This is a genomic window from Phyllobacterium phragmitis (assembly GCF_002980495.1).
Lineage (GTDB): Bacteria > Pseudomonadota > Alphaproteobacteria > Rhizobiales > Rhizobiaceae > Paramesorhizobium > Paramesorhizobium phragmitis.
This window is the reverse complement of the sequence record NZ_PVBR01000039.1, coordinates 1-18,147: the sequence shown is the minus strand read 5'-3', so window position 1 is coordinate 18,147 and position 18,147 is coordinate 1. Positions and strand designations below refer to the sequence as shown.

Genomic DNA, 18,147 nt, shown 5'->3' with positions numbered 1-18,147 from the left:
TTGTGATCTCCTTGAGGGCCTCGCGGTTCCCCAAGGAGATCATCTGATATCAGGACCCTACTCCCGAAGCCGTATAACGGCCGTTATTCGCTCCGGCAGAGCCGGAGGCTTAGCGGATAGAGTTATCTCAAGCATGTTGAGGATCCCGCCCGAGGATTTTATCGAGCGCACATGGCGCGCGCGGGGACCTCTACTATACCACTGGGCCAAAGACGGATATGCAGGCACGCTCACTGTGTCTCCTATGACTATCGCCGATCAGGCTGAGCTGGCGGCCCAATTCGCGCCTCGCAGATCGATCGGCGATTGGTCAAAGCAAGCATTCTTCCTTCAGGTCGCACGCGAAAGGCACTGCGGCGATCCTCGTCTCCGGCCACCCGCAACGGTTCAGAAATACCCGTTAAAGCTTGTTTCAACCCCTTCTCACCCAATGGTTGAAACGCTACCGTTCCATCCACAGTGGAGGATTTTTGGATGGAACGCAAGAGTATCGACCGCAAAAAAAGACGGAAACCGAGTGGTGCGGCGGTCATCCGGCCCGAACTGACCACGGCGCTGTTCAGGGCATTGTTCGAGGAGTGGGCAAAGACCGGATATGCGGCAGTAAGCCTGGAGCGTGTGGCGGCACGGGCGGGCGCAGGCAAGGCGGCCATATACCGGCGATGGCCGTCGAAACTGGAGTTCGCGTGCGAAGCGATCCGAAGCGTCGAGGTCATGCGGTTGGGTTCCACCGACCAGGGGTCTCTGCAGGCGGATATCAGTGAATATCTTCGAGCCACGCGCGCGGTCCTGAGACATCCTCTGGTCCGCCGGATAATCCCCGATCTGGTTGCCGAACGTTTACGATCGAACGAATTGTCGACGATGCTGGATGGCATTGCCGAGGCACGACGACAGTTCGGACATCGGTTGCTGGATCGCGCCATCGCCCGGAACGAACTGCGCGCGGACCTCGACAGGGAGCTGGCGCTCGATCTGCTCTTTGCCCCCCTCTACTCGCGCATAATCGTCCGAGGGAAAAGTTTCACGAAGGCCGAACTCGACAGGCTGGGCAACGCTCTGCATGCGGCCGTCAAGGCCTGTTGAACCGGCACTTGCACCAGGGGGCATCACGGGCACGCGGTACGTCGTTCCAGCCACCATGGCGCGACCGTCCGTCCGTCTCCGACCCTCGGCAAATCATCGCAAGAACGGCATCGTCACAGCAGGGTCTGCGACGCTTTTCTGGCGCAGCTCTCTAGATTGTCCAGCGAGACCTGGATGGCGCGGCGGGACCGGTCATGATCGGTCGATACGCTGCCAGCCGGCAGGCGGTGTGAACCCAAGGAAGGATTGGCGATGCCTCCGCAGGATGATCGGAATTCACCCCTCACGACCACATCCGGCGCGCCCGTCGCCGATAATCAGACCAGCCTGACCGCCGGTGATCGCGGTCCGGTCCTCTTGCAGGACTGGCAGTTGATCGAGAAGCTGGCCCACCAAAACCGGGAACGGATTCCCGAGCGGGTCGTCCACGCAAAGGGCTGGGGCGCACATGGCACGTTGAGGATAACCGGCGACATCTCCCACCTGACCTGCGCCAAGGTGCTGCAGCCCGGCGCCGAGACTCCCATGATCGCACGGTTCTCAACGGTTGCGGGGGAAATGGGAGCGGCCGATCATGAGCGGGACGTTCGTGGCTTCGCGCTAAAATTCTATACGGAAGAAGGCAATTGGGATCTGGTGGGCAACAATACGCCGGTCTTCTTCGTGCGCGACCCGCTCAAGTTCCCCGATTTCATCCATACCCAGAAGCGCCACCCGCGCACCAATCTGCGATCGGCGACCGCGATGTGGGATTTCTGGTCCCTGTCGCCCGAGAGCCTGCATCAGGTGACGATCCTCTTCTCCGACCGCGGCCTCCCTGTCAGCCCGATGCATATGAACGGCTACGGCAGCCACACCTACAGTCTTTGGAACGACAAGGGCGAGCGGGTCTGGGTCAAGTTCCACTTCAAGACGTGTCAGGGGCATCGCCACTACACGAACGCCCAGGCGGAAGAGGTTGTCGGCCGAACCCGCGAAGGCTATCAGGAAGCGCTGTTCGGCACGATCGAGGAAGGGAACTACCCCCGATGGATCGTGCAGGTTCAGGTCATGACGGAAGCGCAGGCGGGCGAATTGCCCTTCAATCCGTTCGACGTCACGAAGGTCTGGCCCCATGCCGATTTTCCGCCGATAGAGATCGGCGTGCTCGAACTCAACCGCAATCCCGACAATTACTTTGCCGAAATCGAGCAGTTGGCCTTCAGCCCATCGAACGTCGTGCGCGGCATCGGCCATTCGCCGGACAGGATGCTGCAAGGCAGAATCTTCGCCTATGCGGACGCCCATCGCTACAGGCTGGGCACGCATTACGAGGCGCTGCCGGTCAACCGGCCCCGGTGCCCGGTGCATCATTATCACAAGGATGGAGCCATGCGCTTCTTCGGCGACATGACCAATCCCGATGCCTACTACGAGCCGAACAGCTTCGGCGGCCCGGTGGAGGACGAATCGTTTACCGAACCACCGCTCCAGATCGAAGGTCCAACTGCCCGGTTCGATCATCGGGAGGGAAACGACGATTTCAGTCAGCCCCGCGCGTTGTTCCTGCTGTTCGACGACGCGCAGAAGGCGCGATTGTTCGCCAACATCGCCGCCGCGATGCACGGCGTTCCCGATGCCATCGCTGAACGGCAGATCGAGCTTTTTCAGCAGGTCCATCCGGATTTCGGCGTTGGGGTATGCGCCGCGCTAGACGCGCTGGACCCGCAGTTTTGATCGCGCCGGGCCGATGCGAAAACCCGTCTGAAGGTCCATAAGCATAAGGGGAAACCAGGCGCGGAAGGCATCACGGGAATGACCAGCGGCATACACCACGTCACCGGCATCACCTCCAATGTGCAGGCCAACGTCGACTTCTATGTCGGCTTTCTCGGGCTGAGGCTTGTGAAGCGCACCGGAGGCTACGCGGACGCCGAGCAATTGCATCTTGTCTATGGAGACGGCCTCGGCAGTCCCGGCTCGTTGCTGACGTTCCTTGTCTGGGAGGCGGCGGGCCGCGGCCGTACGGGCATCGGCCAGGTATCGGAAGTGGCATTGGCGGTGCCGCCAGTTTCGCTCGGTGGCTGGATTACCAAGGCGCTCGCTGCCAACATTCCGCTCGAGGGTCCATCTCGCGAGTTCGGGGAGCCGGTCCTCCGGCTGAAGGATCCAGACGGGCTGATCGTGAAGCTGGTCGGAGTGGAGATGGCAACGCCGGCCCCACTTCCGAACGCACCCATCCGGCTGCGGGGCGTCACGCTCCTGACAGACAAGGCGGTAGGGACCGCAAGCTTTCTGGTACGTTTCGGGTACACGGAAGACCGGCGGTCAGGTGTGACACAGCGCATGGGTTCCGAAACCGATATCGTCGATATCAGGGAGGTGTCCGGTTTCGTGCCTTCCGTGTCCGGCGGCGGGGTGCCCGACCATGTCGCCTTTCGGGCGCGCGACATCGATGAGCTCCGCTCCATGTGGCTTTCGCTGAAGGGCTACGGGCCAACCGAGGTTCATGATCGAAAGTACTTCGTGTCGCTCTACGTTCGTGATCCGGCCGGCATACTTATGGAATACGCGACCGATGGGCCGGGCATGACCATTGACGAAGCGCCTGCCGAGCTTGGCCGGACACTGTTTCTGCCGCCGCGTGATGCCGATCGCGCAGAGGATCTGAGGGCAATGCTTCCACAGTTTGCTCTGCCCGGCGAAGAGAGATTTCCGGCCCGCGACCTTCCTTTCATACATCGTTTCAACCGGCCGCAGAATCCGGACGGCGCGACCTTGGTGTTGCTGCACGGCACCGGCGGCAACGAAGCCGATCTGATGCCGATCGCACGACGCATAGCCCCACAGTCGACGCTGCTCGGCGTGCGTGGCCGAGCGACCGAGGAAGGAACCAATCGTTGGTTCCGCCGCGTCGATCCAACGACGTTCGATCAGCAGGATATCCGTGGCGAAGCAGAAGCCTTCGCGGTGTTTGTCGAAGGCGCCGTAACCGGCTATGGCCTCGACCCCGACCAACTTGTCTTCCTCGGCTATTCCAACGGCGCCAACATGCTGGCGGCGGTCATCCAACTTCATCCTGGCGTCGTGCGCCGCGCGATTCTGCTTCGTGGCATCCAGCCCCTGGAGAAACCACCGGCCGTGGATCTCTCGGACACGAGCGTACTGGTGCTAACCGGACGTGATGATGCCTTTGCTCGCAATGCGCCAGCGCTGGCAAACGCGCTTATGGTTCAAGGAGCGCGCGTCGACAGTCTGGAGCTCTCAGCCAATCATGAACTCGCCGCTGCAGACGTTACTGAATCAACTGAATGGATACGGCGAAATCTCCCGGTGAATTGACAGATCCATTGCAAGAGCAGTCCTATTCGGACCGAATTCGACTGACCTGCTCCCAGGGTGTCCGCGACCGCGGGCAGGCTTCGCGATCACCTCGAACGACGGCCACTTCGTCAACTCCTGCGCATCAGGATCATCTTTTCCTGCGTCATGTCACGCATGGTATAGGGGATGCCGCCGGTGCCGTATCCGGACTCCCTGCGGCCGGCAAAGGGCATCCAGTCGGTGCGGAAGGCGGTGGGATCGTTGATCATCACGGCCGAGGCATCGAGGCGGTCGGCGGCGCGCAGCGCGACATCTATGTCTTGCGCGAAGATGCTCGCCTGGAAGGCCGTCGGCAGCGCGTTGGCCTGGGCGATCGCCCCGTCCAGATCGCGGTAGCGGTAGACCGCGACCACGGGGCCGAACACCTCCAGCGTCGATAGTTTCGCATCGGCAGCGGGGTCGAGCAGAACCGCCGGCTCAAGGGTCGTCTCGGAGAGGCGTTTGCCGCCGGTGGCCAGCGTGGCCCCGCCCTCGACCGCTTCCGCAATCCACTCCCCAACCCTGTCGGCCTCGCGCGGCAGGATCAGCGGTCCGACTTCGGTGTCCTTCAGAGTGGGATCGGCGGTGCGCAGTCTTTCCACGCGGGCGACGAGCCTCTGCGTGAAATCCTCGGCGATGTCGGCATGGACGAAGATGCGCTGCGTCGATACGCAGACCTGCCCGGCATGGTAGTAGCCGCCCTTGACGATGGACTCGATGACTTTGCCGAGATCGGCGCTGCGGTCGACGATGGCCGGCGCGGCGCCGCCATGCTCCAGCGCCGAGCGCGTGCCGGGGGCGAGCTTGGCTTGCAGCGACCAGCCGACCTTGGCCGAGCCGATGAAGCTGAGGAAGGCAACGCGGCCGTCGGTCGCCAGCTTTTCGGCCAGAGCGTTGTCGTCCGTGACGAAGGTCTGGCACCACGGCTCGGGTAAGCCCGCCTCGCGGGCCAGCGCCACGAAATCGAGACAGGACAGCGGTGTCGTGATCGCCGGCTTGACGATGACCGGGCAGCCGACCGCGATGGCCGGCGCGACCTGATGAACGATCAGGTTCAGCGGGTGATTGAAGGCCGAGATCGCCGCGACGATGCCGATGGGCTCCTTCGTCGTGAACGCCCAGTGGTTCTCGGCTGCGGTCGACAGTCCCATCGGGATCTCGCGGCCGGCGAAATTGCGCAGTTCGTCGGCAGCGTTGTGGACCCCGTCGATGGCGCGATTGGTCTCGACGATGGCATCGGGCAGCGGCTTGCCGCCCTCGCGCGCAATCTGCATGGCGAGATGATCGCGCCTGCCTTCCATCAGTGCGGCCAGCCTGCGCAGGATGGCGATGCGCCGGTGAGGCTCAAGCCAGCCGTCGCGATCCCTGAAGACCTGCTCGGCCGCCTGCAGCTTGCGCTCCAGCGCGGCGGCGCCGTCGGTCTCGATCTCCGCGATCGGCGCGCGGTCAAACGCCTGAACGACCTTCAGCATTGTGGGTCTCCTTGCGTTCTCGGGCGCTTGCCGCGACAGGTGCTCACGTGCAATCCACGTCGGGCGTGCGGTTGCGCAACTCATCGACGAGCACGCGGGTATTCTCGGAATAGTCGATCGGCACATCGACCAGATGGACACCGCCGGCGGCGAACGCCGCCTCGAGCGTCGGCACGAGATCCTCGACCGCGCTCACCCGGGAACCCGTCGCGCCATACGCCTCGGCATAACGCACGAAGTCGGGATTGCCGAAGCTCATGCCGAAATCCGGAAAACCGTCGACCGCCTGCTTCCAGCGGATCATGCCATACGCGCTGTCGTTGAGAATGAGGACGACGAGGTTCAGGCCGAGGCGGACCGCCGTTTCCATCTCCTGCGAGTTCATCATGAAGCCGCCGTCGCCGCAGACGGCCATGACGCGGCGGTCCGGATGGAGCATCGCCGCCATCATCGCCGAGGGAAGCCCCGCCCCCATCGTGGCGAGCGCATTGTCGAGCAGCAGCGTGTTGGCGACATGGGTGCGGTAGTTGCGGGCGAACCAGATCTTGTACATGCCGTTGTCGAGGCAGACGATGCCGTCTTCCGGCATCACCTTGCGGACATCGTGGACGAGGCGCTGGGGCGTGACCGGGAAACGCTCTTCTTCGGCGCGGTCGTTGAGGCGGGCGAGGATACGCTGGCGTAGATCGAGCATTCCCTCGTCGGGCGTCAGCCTTCCTTCGAGCCGTGCGGCAAGCGCCTCGACGGCGGCACCGATGTCGCCGATCACCTCGATATCCGGGTGGTAGACCTGCTCGACAGTGGCCGACTGGTAGCCGACATGGATGACCTTTGGGCCACCGGCGCTTTTCATCAGGAAGGGCGGCTTCTCGACCGTGTCATGGCCGATGGCGATGATCAGGTCGGCGCGCTCGACGGCCTCGTGGACATAGTCGCCCTCCGAGAGCGCTGCGGTTCCCATGTAGAGGTTCGAGCCGCCGGTGACCGCCCCCTTACCCATCTGGGTGTTGAAGAACGGCAGCCTCGTGCGCCTCACGAAGCTCGAAAGCGCCTCGACCAGCGCAGGCCGGTTGCCCGCCGCACCGAACATGACGAGCGGCCGCCTGGCGGCGAGAATCATCTCCGCCGCCCTGTCGAGCGCGGTGGCATGGGGAACGGGGCGCTCCGTCGAATGGGGCGGAATGACGGAGGCGTTCTCAACCTCCTCGGCCGCGACGTCCTCCGGCAGTTCCAGATGCACCGGCCCCGGCCGCTCCTCGACGGCTACGCGAAAGGCATCCCGCACCGTCGCGGGGATGGCGGCCGCGCTGACGATCTGCCGCGTCATCTTGGTGAGCGGCTTCATTGACGCGACGATATCGACTATCTGGAAGCGGGCCTGCTTTGCGCTCATCACCGGCTTCTGACCGGTGATGAGGATCATCGGCATGGCGCCAAGATGGGCATAGGCGGCGCCGGTCGAGAAGTTGAGCGCACCTGGGCCGAGCGTGGCGAGACAGACGCCGGGCCTGCCCGTAAGTCGCCCATGAGTCGCCGCCATGAAGGCCGCAGCCTGCTCGTGACGCGTCAGGACCAGCTCGATGCTGGAGGTCCTCAGCGACTCCAGCAGGTCGAGGTTCTCCTCGCCCGGAACGCCGAAGATGCGGTCCACGCCTTCGTTCTCCAGCGCGGCGACAAACAGGTCCGATCCTTTGGTCATAGTTTAGACCCTTATGTTGACGGTTTCGACGGAACTCGCGGCAATCATACCAGAGTAAGTGCAATTGCTACCTAACGTCTACGCGTCACGAAACCGGCGGCCGATCGGCTTCATGCGTCGCCCGGACAATCGGCGCGACTTCCGTTCCAAGAAGCTCGATGGAGCGCTTCATCGCGGCCGTTTCGAGCGAGGCCGTGCTCATCTGGAAGGTAATGCGCGATATGCCGCCGAGCGCCTCGCTCGCCTTGAGCATCTTGGCCGCTACCGTTGCCGGCTCGCCGATCAGGAAAGCGCCTTCGGGGCTTGCCATGACATCGAACTGATGGCGCGTCGGCGTCGGCCACCCGCGCTCGCGTCCGATTGTCCCGGTCAGATGCGCCCAGCCTGGAAAGAAGGCATCCCTGGCCTGGGCGTCCGTCTCACCGACGAACCCCATCGCGTGCACGCCCACAACAAGTTTCTCGGGACCGTGACCGGCGCGCCTGCCGGCCTCGCGATAGAGATCGACGAGCGGGCGGAAACGCTCGAACGTGCCGCCGATGATGGCGATCATCAGCGGAAGGCCAAGTTCGCCCGCGCGCTCGAAGGATCGCGGGGTGCCGCCGACGCCCACCCACAGCGGCAATCGTGGCTGGTGCGGGCGCGGGAAGACACCCTCTCCGTGGAGCGCCGGACGAAAACGCCCAGACCAGGAGACGTTGGTCTCCTCGCCGAGTTTCAGGAACAGGTCGAGCTTTTCGGCGAAAAGGTCGTCATAGGCACGGGTGTCGAGGCCGAATAGCGGAAATGCCTCAACGAAAGAGCCTCTGCCGACGACGATCTCAGCGCGCCCTTTGGAGATCAGATCGAGCGTCGCGAATTCCTGAAAAACCCGGACGGGATCGGCAGCGCTCAGCACCGTTACCGCGCTCGTCAAGCGGATCTTGCTCGTACGGGCCGCCGCCGCGGCGAGAATGATGGCGGGCGCGGAATCGAGAAATTCCGCGCGATGGTGTTCGCCTATGCCAAAGACATCGAGCCCGACACGGTCGGCGACCTCGATCTCCTCCAGGAGGTCGGCCATGCGATCGGTCGCCGAGGGAAGTCGTCCGGTCGCCGGGTCGGGGAGGATGGCCGCAAAACTGTCGATGCCGATTTCCATGATGGGTTCTCACAAGTCATTGTCGATCCTGATGGACCGCGTTGGGTAGGGTGGCTCGCGACTACGCCGGATCCGATCGAGCGCGTCGTGTTCCTTCATCGGGTTCAAACATCGAGACGCCGCCATGGGCCGTGACCGGCACCTCGTTCTGCAGGACGTCCCAATGCTCCGCCAGCCTGCCGTCCTCGACGCGGAAGATGTCGACCACCACCTGCGCCTCGTCCGCCCACCCGCGGATGCGGCCGTGGATGGCCACGAGATCACCTTCGGCGACGATCAGGCCGGGTTCGTAGTGGACGTCCCGCGACAGGCTGGCCACGAGCGCCTCCAGTGCGTCGCGGCCCTGGGGGATGTCGGAATTGTGCTGGATGTAGTCCGGCGCGTAGAGCCGCCTCACGGCCGACGCGTCATGACGCTGGAAGAGCGAGGTCATCGCTTCGAGCACCAGCGCCTTGTTGCGCCGCGGACGATCGTCCGAAGCGCGATCCGCAGGCCGTGTGACCACCATTTTCCCGGTCATTCGTAGGAACTGCCCGTCGGGCAGCGTCGCGAACGAGAAGACCAGGCCGCGGTCGTAGTCCTGAACATTCGTGACCGTCGCGCCGCTTTCCTCCTGCCAGCTTACGGCGAAGATGCTGTTGCCGATTGGAACGACTTCAATATCGACGGTCTCGGCCCGAGCGAACGGCCCTTCCTTGATCTCGAACCTCAATTGCTCGGTGGACAGGAGCGTCAGGCTGACTTGGAAGTTCGGATAGGAGACATCCATCTCCAGCCCCACAGGAAAGCCATATTCGGTCATTTGCAGCAGATCCTTTAAACTGACAGAGGCCCCGGCGGGGTAGTCGCCAGCACGCCCTCCGCTCAGGACGCCATCCCCATTCAAGGTTCCGATTGATCGAGGAAGACGTGCAGGGTTCGGATGAGCCCGCCTTCGACATGCGCGACATCGGTACCCGTGACCGCGAACGGACCTCCGGCCGGGCCGGCCCCCCACTGCAGGCGACCGACGCCGTTGTGGCCCAATGCCGGTCTTATCGCGGTGAACACGAAGTCCGGAGGCAGATGCTCCAGAACGTCCGTTACGGCCTGTGAGATCGCTTCGTGACCACGCGCCGAACGCTCGGGTTCGTGAAGCTCCGCGTTTTCATCGTAGATGTTTCGGATCGCCGAGATGCGCTGTGTGGGGTCACGTTCGCCGAACACCAGATCGAGGTTGGCCTGCATGAGTTTCTCGAAATCCATCCGTGCCTCCTTCGCGGCAGGTTTGAGCAGCGCCATGGATGACGAGGCTAAGCCCGTTCCAGGAATCCCTCGGGCTCGCCTCGCCATCCCGCCTCAAATCAGCCCGCCGGGCTCGGCACCGGCGTGTTGAGCAGTTGCTGTTCCCACAGATAGGCGATGCCGCTGCCCGCGGCATGCTGGATGACCACCTCGTTGAGCGCGCCGGCGGTTTCGCCCCGTGCCCAGTCGCGCTGCCATTCCGCCGCCAGCGCCATCCAGGTCATCATGTTCACGCCGGCCGCGATCATGCGCTGGATGGCGATTTCGTGCGCCTCGGTGGAAACGGCGCCGGAAGCATCGGTGATGACGGTCACGTCCCAGCCTTCACCAGCCGCCTGGATCGCAGGCATCGCGACGCAGACCTCGGTCCACAGGCCGGCCAGGACCAATTGCTTGCGACCGGTCGCCTTGACCACGTCAACCACCTTGGGATCCTCCCAGGTGTTGATCAGCGTCCGGTCGATGATCTCCTGGCCGGGAAACACGTCGGTGATCTGCGGAAAGATATGACCGCCGCGGTCCGCGACAACGCTGGTCAGGATGGTGGGCACGCCGAACACCTTCGCGGCCTTCGCCAGCGCGACCGAATTGTTGACCACGGTATGCGGATCGTGGCTGTTCAGGTTCGCCAGCTGGTAGGGCTGATGGTCTATCAGGACGAGTACGGAATCCTCGGGGCGAAGAAGCGAGGCAAGGCCGTTGCGAAAAGTCATTCCAATCTCCTGGGTCTCAAGGGAAGCGCTCGTTGGCTGCTTGAAACCTACCAAAGGCTCTCGGGCACTGCGGTGCAGGTCGTGCCACTCTGGTGCCGTTCTTGCTCCCAATCAGGCTCGTCGCTGCGCGAAGACTTGAGTTTGTTCGGTTTCTTGGAAAGGGTACGACGATCGCTCGGCAGGATCAGGCGATCCGACGACAGAGGATGATGCACATGAGTTGGAACCCAGCACTCGAACCCGGTTGTCCTGACGAGGTCGGCATAGACGCCATCGAGACCCTGATCGTCCCGCGTTCCCGCGACCTCGGCGATTTCCAGGTCCGGCGCGCCCTGCCGGCACCGAAGCGGCAGATGGTCGGGCCGTTCATCTTCTTCGATCAGGCAGGGCCGGCAGAGTTACTGACCGGGCAGGGCGTCGACGTCCGCCCGCATCCGCATATCGGCCTCGGCACGGTCACCTACCTGTTCCAGGGGGACTTCCATCACCGCGACAGCACCGGCGCTGATCAGATCATCAGCCCCGGCGCGCTGAACTGGATGGTCGCCGGGCGCGGCGTTACCCATTCGGAACGCACGTCGGCGGCTGCGCGGAGCGGCCCGAACAGCCTGTTCGGCATCCAGACCTGGTTGGCCCTGCCGGACAGCCATGAAGATGTTGCCGCCAGCTTCGAGCATCACGGCAAGGAGACGCTGCCCGTCATCGAGGATCGCGGCGTCTCGGTTCGGCTCATTCTGGGGAACGCCTACGGCAAGACCGCGCCCGCGACGATGCTCTCCGAGACGTTCTACGCCGATGTGGAGCTTGAGCCGCGAAGCCGGCTGCCCATGCCGGACAACCACGAGGACCGCGGCATCTACATCGTCGAAGGCTCGATTTCCGTCGCCGAACAGGAATTTGAGGCCGGACAGATGATGGTGTTTCGGCCGGGCGACCGCATCACGGTTGCCGCCGGCGACCGCGGCGCGCGGCTGATGATCCTCGGCGGCGCGACCTTCAACGGACCGCGTTACATCTGGTGGAACTTCGTCGCCTCGTCGAAGGAGCGCATAGAAAGCGCGAAGGCCGAATGGCGCGCCGCAAACTGGGGCAAGGGACGCTTCGACCTGCCTGTCGGCGACCGCAGCGAGCACATACCGCTTCCGGAATGACCGGAACCAGCGTGGAGAAACGACAATGAACAAGTGGCCCCAATTTGATTACCTCAGCTGGCGCGAAACGTGTTCGGCGCTGCATCTCTATCTGCAGATCGCCGGCAAATACCGGCTCGCGCACACGCCATGGCTCAACCATTCGTGGCACGCGACCTTCTACGTGACGCCGAACGGCCTGGCCTCCTCGCCCATTCCGGACGGGCCGGGCATCGAGATCCTGTTTGATCTGCGCGAGCACAAGGTCGTCGGCACCTGCGGCAACGGTCGTAGGAAGTCTTTCGATCTCGGACCGATGACGGTTGCGACATTCCACGCGAGCTTCGTGCAACTGATTTCCGAACTCGGCGGCACCCCTACCTTCAACGGCAGCCCCAACGAGGTGCCGTTCCCGGTACCGTTCGCCGAGGATGACCGAGACCGTCCCTATGACCGCGAAGCCGTTCAGCGCTTCCATCAGGGCCTGATCGCGGTCGACAAGGTCTTCAACCGGTTCCGCACCTCCTTCCTCGGCAAGTCCAGCCCCGTTCATCTGTTCTGGGGCAGCTTCGACCTCGCCCTCACGCGCTTTTCCGGACGGCGCGCGCCGCTTCATCCCGGCGGCGTCCCGGCGCTGCCGGACGACGTGGCGCAGGAGGCCTATGACCGCGAGGTCTCGTCGGTGGGCTTCTGGCCGGGCGGCGGCGGCATCGACTATCCCGCCTTCTATGCCTACGCCTATCCGGCGCCGGGCGGCTACCGCGCCGCGTCCGTGCAACCCGATGCCGCGTTCTGGCACGAGGGCCTGTCGGAATTCGTCCTCCCTTACGACGCTGTTCAGGCTGCCGCCGATCCGGACAAAGCCCTCATGCAGTTCCTCGTCTCGACCTATGAGGCGGCGGCCGATCTGGGCGGATGGGATCGAAACCTTCTGGAATGCGCGAACGGCAAGCCTCGACAGGTGCGCACGCCCGACGCGGCGCTGGCACGGGATGCGCCCTCGGTGGGAGACGAGACGGTCGAGCGGGAAGACGGCCCGTCGAAGGGTCGCTATCGGCTGGTCGTCGATGGCGTCGAGGCAGAAATGACTTACAGCCGCGCCAGCGACGGCTTGATCATCATCGACCACACAGAAGTGCCCTCGGCCTTGCGCGGACGCAAGGTGGGCGAGCGACTGGTGCGCCAGGCAATCGAGGATGCGCGGCGCGACGGGGTCGAGATCATTCCGCTGTGCCCGTTCGCGAAGGCGCTGATCGGCCGCCATTCGGAATGGCAGGACGTGCTGCGTCGGTGATGGGAGGATGGCGGCGGATCTGCACACCTTCCATTTCCGGAGCGAGAGCAACAGGCAGGAACATTCCAACGCAGGAGCGATGAAATGAACGATGTAAAATATCGGATTGTCGAACACGACGGTGGTTGGGCCTATCGGGTGGACGGGACTTATTCCGAGACCTTCCCCAGCCATGATGCGGCCTTTGGCGCGGCGCGGCGGGCGGCCTGCAAGCAGTTGCGGCCGGGAGAGACCACGGGCATCGTGTGGGAGGACGCGACCGGCCACTGGCACGCGGAACTCTCGCGCGCCGGCGACAGGCCCCAAGCAGAGGTCATCGGCTGATGCAGCGCTGCGGGTGGGGAACGCTCAGACCGCTTTTGGAATGGTGCTCGCGCACGCCCTCGTAGCAATCCCGGCTATTTTGGCGTGGCCGCGCCGTAGCGCAGGCCATCCAGCAGCAGCATGACCATTTGTTCGATGTGTGCCACCCCATCGTCCCCGGACGCCACGGCGAGATTGCCGATCGCGCGCAGCAGATCATAGGCCGCAACGTCATCACGGATGTCACCCGCATCGGCGGCGGCATTCAGCAGCATCGACAAGGCGGGCTCGAACCGGCTTCTGAAATGGTCCGGCAAGGTGGCGAATGCCGGATCGCCGGAATGGAGCGCGGCGGCCAACCCCTGTTTGGTCGCCAGGAAGCGCGTGTAGAGCATCAGCCAGGCCGCCAGGGCCTCCATTGGGCTCCGCTCGGCGGCAAGCGGCCCAGCCGCATCGGCACAGGCATCGACCTCGCGACGGAACACCGCCGCCACCAGGTCGGCGCGGGTCGGGAAACGGCGGTAGAGCGTACCCAGTCCGACACCGGCTTGTTTCGCGATCTCCCGGATCGGCGCATCAACCCCTGAGCGGGCGAACACAATCTTCGCTGCTTCCAGAAGCGCTTCCTCGTTTCTGCGGGCATCGGCGCGCATTCGCGGCACCGGCGTCTCGTCATCGCTCGCGCTCGATGGCGCGATCTCGGCTGCATTCCAGTTTTTCGGCGACGCCACTTTCACAACCCTCCTTGATAAGCGGATCATTGTTCCGTATATAGGGACCGGATCATTGTTCCGTTTATTAATTCGAAGGTTCGCAGTTCCATGTCAAGTTCATCCACCGAAGCCCGAGCAAAGAGCTCCGGCTTACCTGCTGTCATTTCTATCGCTCCCATCGGCTTGCCCTCGCCGAGGCGGGGTGCCGACCTGCAGGTTCGGGTATCCGCGCCGATCGCAGGCGACGCGCTGCCCGCCATCATCTTCTCGCATGGCAACGGCCAGTCGCTTTACGCCTATGGCCCCCTCGCTGATTATTGGGCGGCACATGGCTTTGCCGTGATCCAGCCGACGCATCTGGATTCGCGGATGCTCGGCCTTGCCCCGAACGATCCTCGCCGCCCCCAATTCTGGCGATTCCGCGAGGAAGACCTTGCAGCCATTCTCGACGGGCTCGATCGCATAGAGAGCGAAGCACCGATGATCCGGGGGCGGCTCGATCGCTCGCGCATCGCGGTTGCCGGCCACTCATGGGGCGGGCAGACAGCCAGTACGCTGCTTGGCGCCACCCATCCCGATCCCGATGACGCATCGGTGGTCGACAGGAAGGATGCTCGCATCAAGGCGGGCGTGCTGCTGGCGACACCCGGCAATGGTGGTGAGGATCTGAGCGAGTTCGCAGCGCGCTCACTGCCGTTCATGCATCCGGATTTTTCCGACATGACCACGCCGACGCTGGTCGTCGCCGGCGACGCGGACAAGGGTGGACTGACCACGCGCGGATCGGACTGGTGGCGCGATGCCTACGATCTTAGCCCTTCGCCCAAAGCATTGTTCACCGTCTATGGTGGCGAACACGCTCTCGGCGGCATCCCCGGTTACGAAGCGCGTGAGACGACGGACGAACGGCCCCAGCGGGTCGCCGCAATCCAGCTCCTCTCAACCGCCTTCCTCCGCAGCGCGCTCTACCCCGGCGATCCCGCTTTTTCCGAGGCGGTCGCGGCACTGGAAGCCGATGACGCGCCGGAAGGCAGCGTCGAGACGAAGTGAGCCGGACGCCCGTGTCCGCTCCGTCCCCTCACAACCGTCACCACCAACCCCATGGAGTTTTGCATGAACACGATCCTCATCACCGGCAGTTCGTCCGGCTTCGGGCTTGAGACAGCCCGCTACTTCCTCGATCGCGACTGGACCGTCATCGCTACCATGCGCGCACCTCGCGAGGACCTGCTGCCCGCATCCGAACGTCTGCGCGTCGTTGCGCTCGATGTGACCGACGCCACCAGCATCGCCCGCGCCGTGGAGGAAGCAGGGCCGATCGACGCTCTCGTCAACAATGCGGGCGCCGGACTCATGGGCGCGCTGGAAGGCGTGTCGATCGACGCGACGCGCCAACTCTTCGAACTGAACACGTTCGGCACCATGGCGATGACGCAAGCCGTGCTGCCCGGCTTCCGCGCGCAAGAATCGGGCGTGATCGTCAACGTGTCGTCGGCCGTGACGCTCAAGCCGCTGCCACTGTTGTCGGCCTATACGGCCAGCAAAGCGGCCGTAGAGGCGTTCAGTGAACCCGCATCTCTGGACGAAGGCGTTCCAGGACGAGGTCCGCGGCATGCTGAAGGACGCAGCTGAGTTGGAGGCCGCCTACGGTAGGGACACCATGCCACGCGGCTTCCTCGGGCTGAACGCAGCGCTTTGCGAGCAGTACATGCACTTCATCGCAAACCGCCGCTGCGCCCAGCTCGGCCTCGCATCCGTGTTTGCTGAGACCGAGAATCCATTCCCCTGGATGAGCGAGGCGATGGACCTCAAGAAGGAGAAGAGCTTTTTCGAAACCCGCGTCATCGAATACCAGAACGGTGGCGCCCTGGCCTGGGATTGAAGGAACGAGCATGAGGGTGTTTCCGCCGCAACGGATCGTCTGCCTGACGGAAGAGACGGTGGAAACGCTTTATCTGCTCGGCGAGCAGGACCGGATCGTCGGTGTTTCCGGCTATGCGGTCCGCCCGCCGCAGGTGCGGCGCGAGAAGCCGCGGGTCTCGGCCTTTCTCGGCCATCACCTCGGCCGATATTCCGAAAATCCTGGCGCTCGAGCCCGATCTCGTCTTAACCTTCTCCGACCTTCAGGCCGAAATCGCGGCCGAGCTGATCCGCGCGGGCATAGCTGTGCATGCCTTCAACCAGCGCGCTGTCGCGGGCATTCTCGCCATGATCCGCACCGTCGGCGCCTTGGTCGGGGCCGCTGATGAAGCCGAAGCCCTGGCACAAGGCTACGAGACCGTCTTGTGGAGGTGGCGGCCTCGATGCGCGGGCAACCGAGGCCGAGGGTCTATTTCGAGGAATGGGACGGCCCGCTGATCAGCGGCATCGGCTGGGTTTCCGAGCTGATCGAGATCGCCGGTGGAGACGATGTGTTTCCAGCACTTCGCTCGGCAAAGGCCGCCAAGGACCGCGTCGTCTCGCCGGAAGCAGTTATCGCCGCGGCTCCGGATCTGATCCTCGCCTCCTGGTGCGGCAAGAAAGTCATGCCGGAGAAGATCCGGCACAGACCCGGTTGGGAGGCGATCCCGGCGGTTCGCAACGGCCACATCCTCGAGATCAAATCGCCGCTGATCTTGCAGTCGGGTCCGACCGCGTTGACGGACGGGCTCGACGCGATCCTCTCCGCGCTGCGCAGCGTCGACTGAGATGCTGGCCTTCAGGCAGCGGAGGGCAGCACCGCCGTTGGCCGGTGCTGCGCATCCACGGCAACCATGATGAAGGTGCCGTGTCCGCAGGGACGCCGCTCGCCTGACTGCAGGTTCTCCGCACAGAGTTGGACTTCGACCGTCATCGAGCTCCGGCCGACCTTGATGACACGCGGGATGAGTTCGACGACTTCGCCCTTCTGGATTTGATTGTCGAAGTCGACCCGTTGTGACGAGGCCATGACCACGGCCTTCCGGCAATGGCGCGTCGCGGCGATGAAGGCAGCCTTGCCCATGGCGGCGAGCGCGTTGCCGCCATAGAGACTGCCGTAGTGGCTTGTCTGCTCCGGGAAGACCATCTCAACCATGCGCAGGTCCGTCTCCGATACACCGGCAGCTTCTCCAATCTTGAACGCCTCCTGGCAACCTGGCGCCGCGCCGAGAAGCCGGAAGCGGATAAGGATAAGGGTGATGCGGCGCCGGCTTGGATTGGGCTCGCCGACAGAACATATGACAATGCGCCTGTGCGTGATCCGCAAACCGGTCATTTGATCTCACCGGTTGTCGCCGCTACTCTTTGCATCAAGCCGCGCGGCGCGCTGACCATCAATCAAGCACGGAAAGTGGATGCCCTCAAGCAGGGGTCTCGAACATTTGCTTTTTTGCGCAGCTTCTCCATGCGATTTCGCGGAATATTTCATAGCCGAACTTCGGCGAAGCTTGAAGATTGGATTGATGATGCCATTCATTCTGGCCTCGCCTTCCTGGCCCGTTTTGCCCGCGTTCTACGCCGCGATATCGACGCGGTCTGTAACGCCATCGACCTGCCCTGGAGCAACGGTCAGGCAGAAGGTCAGGTCAACCGACTGAAGACGATCAAGCGCGCAATGTATGGCCGAGCGGGCCCAGAGCGTCTCAGAGCGCGGATGATGCCAATCAAATCGGCCGATCTCCACACAAAGTGAGGAAGACCTTCATTAAGTACAATCCGACAGGCACCTTCGTCTCCGTGCGCACGCCCGAAACCTCGCTGTTCAACTACTTCCGGCTGCGGAACCCGGATGGAACGCTCGAGCCGCCGAAGCTCGAACGCGAGACCGCCCGGCGCCGGCCCACCACCAAGGAGGAGACCGCAGCTCTGTTCGGGCAGCCCAAGGAAGCCAATAACCCCCAGCAGAGCTGGGGGTTTGACGGGGAACCGCCATAGGCGGTTATGAAGGATTTTGGGACAAGAGATGGGACTTCAGGAGGACGAGAGCTTGAGTTGCATCTGGTCCAACTGC

General features: G+C 63.6%; 16 protein-coding genes and 4 pseudogenes. 12 read left to right on the top strand and 8 right to left on the bottom strand.

The features are described from left to right. Positions 1 to 474: 474 nt before the first annotated feature. The 3 genes from C5748_RS26230 (at position 475) to C5748_RS26220 (ending at position 4,407) form a co-directional block, all read left to right on the top strand. On the top strand, positions 475 to 1,086 hold the full coding sequence (locus C5748_RS26230) for a TetR-like C-terminal domain-containing protein (protein WP_105745856.1): 612 nt from the start codon (positions 475 to 477) through the stop codon (positions 1,084 to 1,086). Positions 1,087 to 1,338: 252 nt separating this feature from the next. Continuing rightward, positions 1,339 to 2,802 carry a catalase gene (locus C5748_RS26225; RefSeq protein ID WP_105745854.1) on the top strand — a complete coding sequence of 488 codons (1,464 nt, stop codon included), beginning with the start codon at positions 1,339 to 1,341 and terminating at the stop codon, positions 2,800 to 2,802. 78 nt (positions 2,803 to 2,880) lie between these two features. Beyond that, positions 2,881 to 4,407, top strand: coding sequence for a VOC family protein (locus C5748_RS26220; RefSeq protein ID WP_105745852.1), 1,527 nt, complete (start codon positions 2,881 to 2,883; stop codon positions 4,405 to 4,407). A gap of 110 nt (positions 4,408 to 4,517) precedes the next feature. Here the strand turns inward: C5748_RS26220 and C5748_RS26215 are convergent, their stop codons facing one another. From C5748_RS26215 to C5748_RS26190, 6 genes are all read right to left on the bottom strand, one after another. Further along, positions 4,518 to 5,900: an aldehyde dehydrogenase family protein gene (locus C5748_RS26215; RefSeq protein ID WP_105745850.1), complete on the bottom strand. Its 1,383-nt coding sequence runs from the start codon at positions 5,898 to 5,900 to the stop codon at positions 4,518 to 4,520. A gap of 43 nt (positions 5,901 to 5,943) precedes the next feature. Beyond that, on the bottom strand, positions 5,944 to 7,599 hold the full coding sequence (locus C5748_RS26210; RefSeq protein WP_105745848.1) for an acetolactate synthase large subunit: 1,656 nt from the start codon (positions 7,597 to 7,599) through the stop codon (positions 5,944 to 5,946). Between the two features lie 85 nt (positions 7,600 to 7,684). Continuing rightward, on the bottom strand, positions 7,685 to 8,740 hold the full coding sequence (locus tag C5748_RS26205) for an LLM class flavin-dependent oxidoreductase (protein WP_105745846.1): 1,056 nt from the start codon (positions 8,738 to 8,740) through the stop codon (positions 7,685 to 7,687). A gap of 61 nt (positions 8,741 to 8,801) precedes the next feature. Then, complete coding sequence (locus C5748_RS28690) at positions 8,802 to 9,542, bottom strand: nuclear transport factor 2 family protein (RefSeq protein WP_199194910.1); 741 nt, start codon at positions 9,540 to 9,542, stop codon at positions 8,802 to 8,804. 80 nt (positions 9,543 to 9,622) lie between these two features. Then, positions 9,623 to 9,985, bottom strand: coding sequence for a nuclear transport factor 2 family protein (locus C5748_RS26195; protein WP_199194909.1), 363 nt, complete (start codon positions 9,983 to 9,985; stop codon positions 9,623 to 9,625). A 98-nt stretch (positions 9,986 to 10,083) separates the two neighbouring features. Further along, positions 10,084 to 10,737 (bottom strand): hydrolase, encoded by a 654-nt coding sequence (locus C5748_RS26190; RefSeq protein ID WP_105745842.1) that lies wholly within the window; start codon positions 10,735 to 10,737, stop codon positions 10,084 to 10,086. A 215-nt stretch (positions 10,738 to 10,952) separates the two neighbouring features. Here C5748_RS26190 and C5748_RS26185 point away from each other — a divergent pair, with 215 nt between their 5' ends. From C5748_RS26185 to C5748_RS26175, 3 genes are all read left to right on the top strand, one after another. Next, complete coding sequence (locus C5748_RS26185; RefSeq protein WP_105745840.1) at positions 10,953 to 11,888, top strand: pirin family protein; 936 nt, start codon at positions 10,953 to 10,955, stop codon at positions 11,886 to 11,888. 25 nt (positions 11,889 to 11,913) lie between these two features. Further along, the gene (locus C5748_RS26180) at positions 11,914 to 13,161 is read left to right on the top strand and encodes a DUF5996 family protein (RefSeq protein WP_105745838.1); all 1,248 of its coding nucleotides are present in this window, start codon (positions 11,914 to 11,916) and stop codon (positions 13,159 to 13,161) included. Positions 13,162 to 13,245: 84 nt separating this feature from the next. Beyond that, entirely contained in the window at positions 13,246 to 13,485 is a 240-nt protein-coding gene (locus C5748_RS26175) for a DUF2188 domain-containing protein (RefSeq protein ID WP_105745836.1), read from the top strand. A gap of 74 nt (positions 13,486 to 13,559) precedes the next feature. Here C5748_RS26175 and C5748_RS26170 read toward each other — a convergent pair whose 3' ends face one another. After that, positions 13,560 to 14,117, bottom strand: coding sequence for a TetR/AcrR family transcriptional regulator (locus tag C5748_RS26170; RefSeq protein WP_105745860.1), 558 nt, complete (start codon positions 14,115 to 14,117; stop codon positions 13,560 to 13,562). 168 nt (positions 14,118 to 14,285) lie between these two features. On the opposite strand from C5748_RS26170, the gene C5748_RS26165 reads away from it, so the two are divergent. The 4 genes and pseudogenes from C5748_RS26165 (at position 14,286) to C5748_RS26150 (ending at position 16,864) form a co-directional block, all read left to right on the top strand. Next, positions 14,286 to 15,227, top strand: a complete 942-nt coding sequence (locus tag C5748_RS26165; protein WP_105745834.1) for an alpha/beta hydrolase family protein — start codon at positions 14,286 to 14,288, stop codon at positions 15,225 to 15,227. Between the two features lie 63 nt (positions 15,228 to 15,290). Next, positions 15,291 to 15,788: pseudogene (locus C5748_RS26160) on the top strand (SDR family NAD(P)-dependent oxidoreductase); the annotation flags it as partial. Beyond that, positions 15,745 to 16,059 (top strand): annotated as a pseudogene (locus C5748_RS26155) (ribonucleotide-diphosphate reductase subunit beta); the annotation flags it as partial. The pseudogenes C5748_RS26160 and C5748_RS26155, both read left to right, overlap by 44 nt. Before the next feature lie 10 nt (positions 16,060 to 16,069). Then, positions 16,070 to 16,864 (top strand): annotated as a pseudogene (locus C5748_RS26150) (cobalamin-binding protein). 11 nt (positions 16,865 to 16,875) lie between these two features. Here C5748_RS26150 and C5748_RS26145 read toward each other — a convergent pair. Continuing rightward, a complete protein-coding gene (locus C5748_RS26145; RefSeq protein WP_342588392.1) occupies positions 16,876 to 17,223 on the bottom strand; it encodes an acyl-CoA thioesterase in 348 nt (115 codons plus the stop codon). On the opposite strand from C5748_RS26145, the pseudogene C5748_RS26140 reads away from it, so the two are divergent. After that, positions 17,212 to 17,829, top strand: a pseudogene (locus C5748_RS26140) (ISL3 family transposase); the annotation flags it as partial. The gene C5748_RS26145 and the pseudogene C5748_RS26140 sit on opposite strands and share 12 nt — an antisense overlap. Beyond that, positions 17,826 to 18,071: a hypothetical protein gene (locus tag C5748_RS26135; protein WP_199194908.1), complete on the top strand. Its 246-nt coding sequence runs from the start codon at positions 17,826 to 17,828 to the stop codon at positions 18,069 to 18,071. The pseudogene C5748_RS26140 and the gene C5748_RS26135, both read left to right, overlap by 4 nt. Positions 18,072 to 18,147 lie beyond the last annotated feature (76 nt).

Excerpts from the sequence above, each read along its gene's own strand:
- C5748_RS26230 (WP_105745856.1), top strand. The coding sequence starts at position 475 with ATGGAACGCAAGAGTATCGACCGCAAAAAAAGACGGAAACCGAGTGGT.
- C5748_RS26225 (WP_105745854.1), top strand. The coding sequence starts at position 1,339 with ATGCCTCCGCAGGATGATCGGAATTCACCCCTCACGACCACATCCGGC.
- C5748_RS26220 (WP_105745852.1), top strand. The coding sequence starts at position 2,881 with ATGACCAGCGGCATACACCACGTCACCGGCATCACCTCCAATGTGCAG.
- C5748_RS26215 (WP_105745850.1), bottom strand. The coding sequence starts at position 5,900 with ATGCTGAAGGTCGTTCAGGCGTTTGACCGCGCGCCGATCGCGGAGATC.
- C5748_RS26210 (WP_105745848.1), bottom strand. The coding sequence starts at position 7,599 with ATGACCAAAGGATCGGACCTGTTTGTCGCCGCGCTGGAGAACGAAGGC.
- C5748_RS26205 (WP_105745846.1), bottom strand. The coding sequence starts at position 8,740 with ATGGAAATCGGCATCGACAGTTTTGCGGCCATCCTCCCCGACCCGGCG.
- C5748_RS28690 (WP_199194910.1), bottom strand. The coding sequence starts at position 9,542 with ATGACCGAATATGGCTTTCCTGTGGGGCTGGAGATGGATGTCTCCTAT.
- C5748_RS26195 (WP_199194909.1), bottom strand. The coding sequence starts at position 9,985 with ATGGATTTCGAGAAACTCATGCAGGCCAACCTCGATCTGGTGTTCGGC.
- C5748_RS26190 (WP_105745842.1), bottom strand. The coding sequence starts at position 10,737 with ATGACTTTTCGCAACGGCCTTGCCTCGCTTCTTCGCCCCGAGGATTCC.
- C5748_RS26185 (WP_105745840.1), top strand. The coding sequence starts at position 10,953 with ATGAGTTGGAACCCAGCACTCGAACCCGGTTGTCCTGACGAGGTCGGC.
- C5748_RS26180 (WP_105745838.1), top strand. The coding sequence starts at position 11,914 with ATGAACAAGTGGCCCCAATTTGATTACCTCAGCTGGCGCGAAACGTGT.
- C5748_RS26175 (WP_105745836.1), top strand. The coding sequence starts at position 13,246 with ATGAACGATGTAAAATATCGGATTGTCGAACACGACGGTGGTTGGGCC.
- C5748_RS26170 (WP_105745860.1), bottom strand. The coding sequence starts at position 14,117 with ATGCGCGCCGATGCCCGCAGAAACGAGGAAGCGCTTCTGGAAGCAGCG.
- C5748_RS26165 (WP_105745834.1), top strand. The coding sequence starts at position 14,286 with ATGTCAAGTTCATCCACCGAAGCCCGAGCAAAGAGCTCCGGCTTACCT.
- C5748_RS26145 (WP_342588392.1), bottom strand. The coding sequence starts at position 17,223 with ATGGTCTTCCCGGAGCAGACAAGCCACTACGGCAGTCTCTATGGCGGC.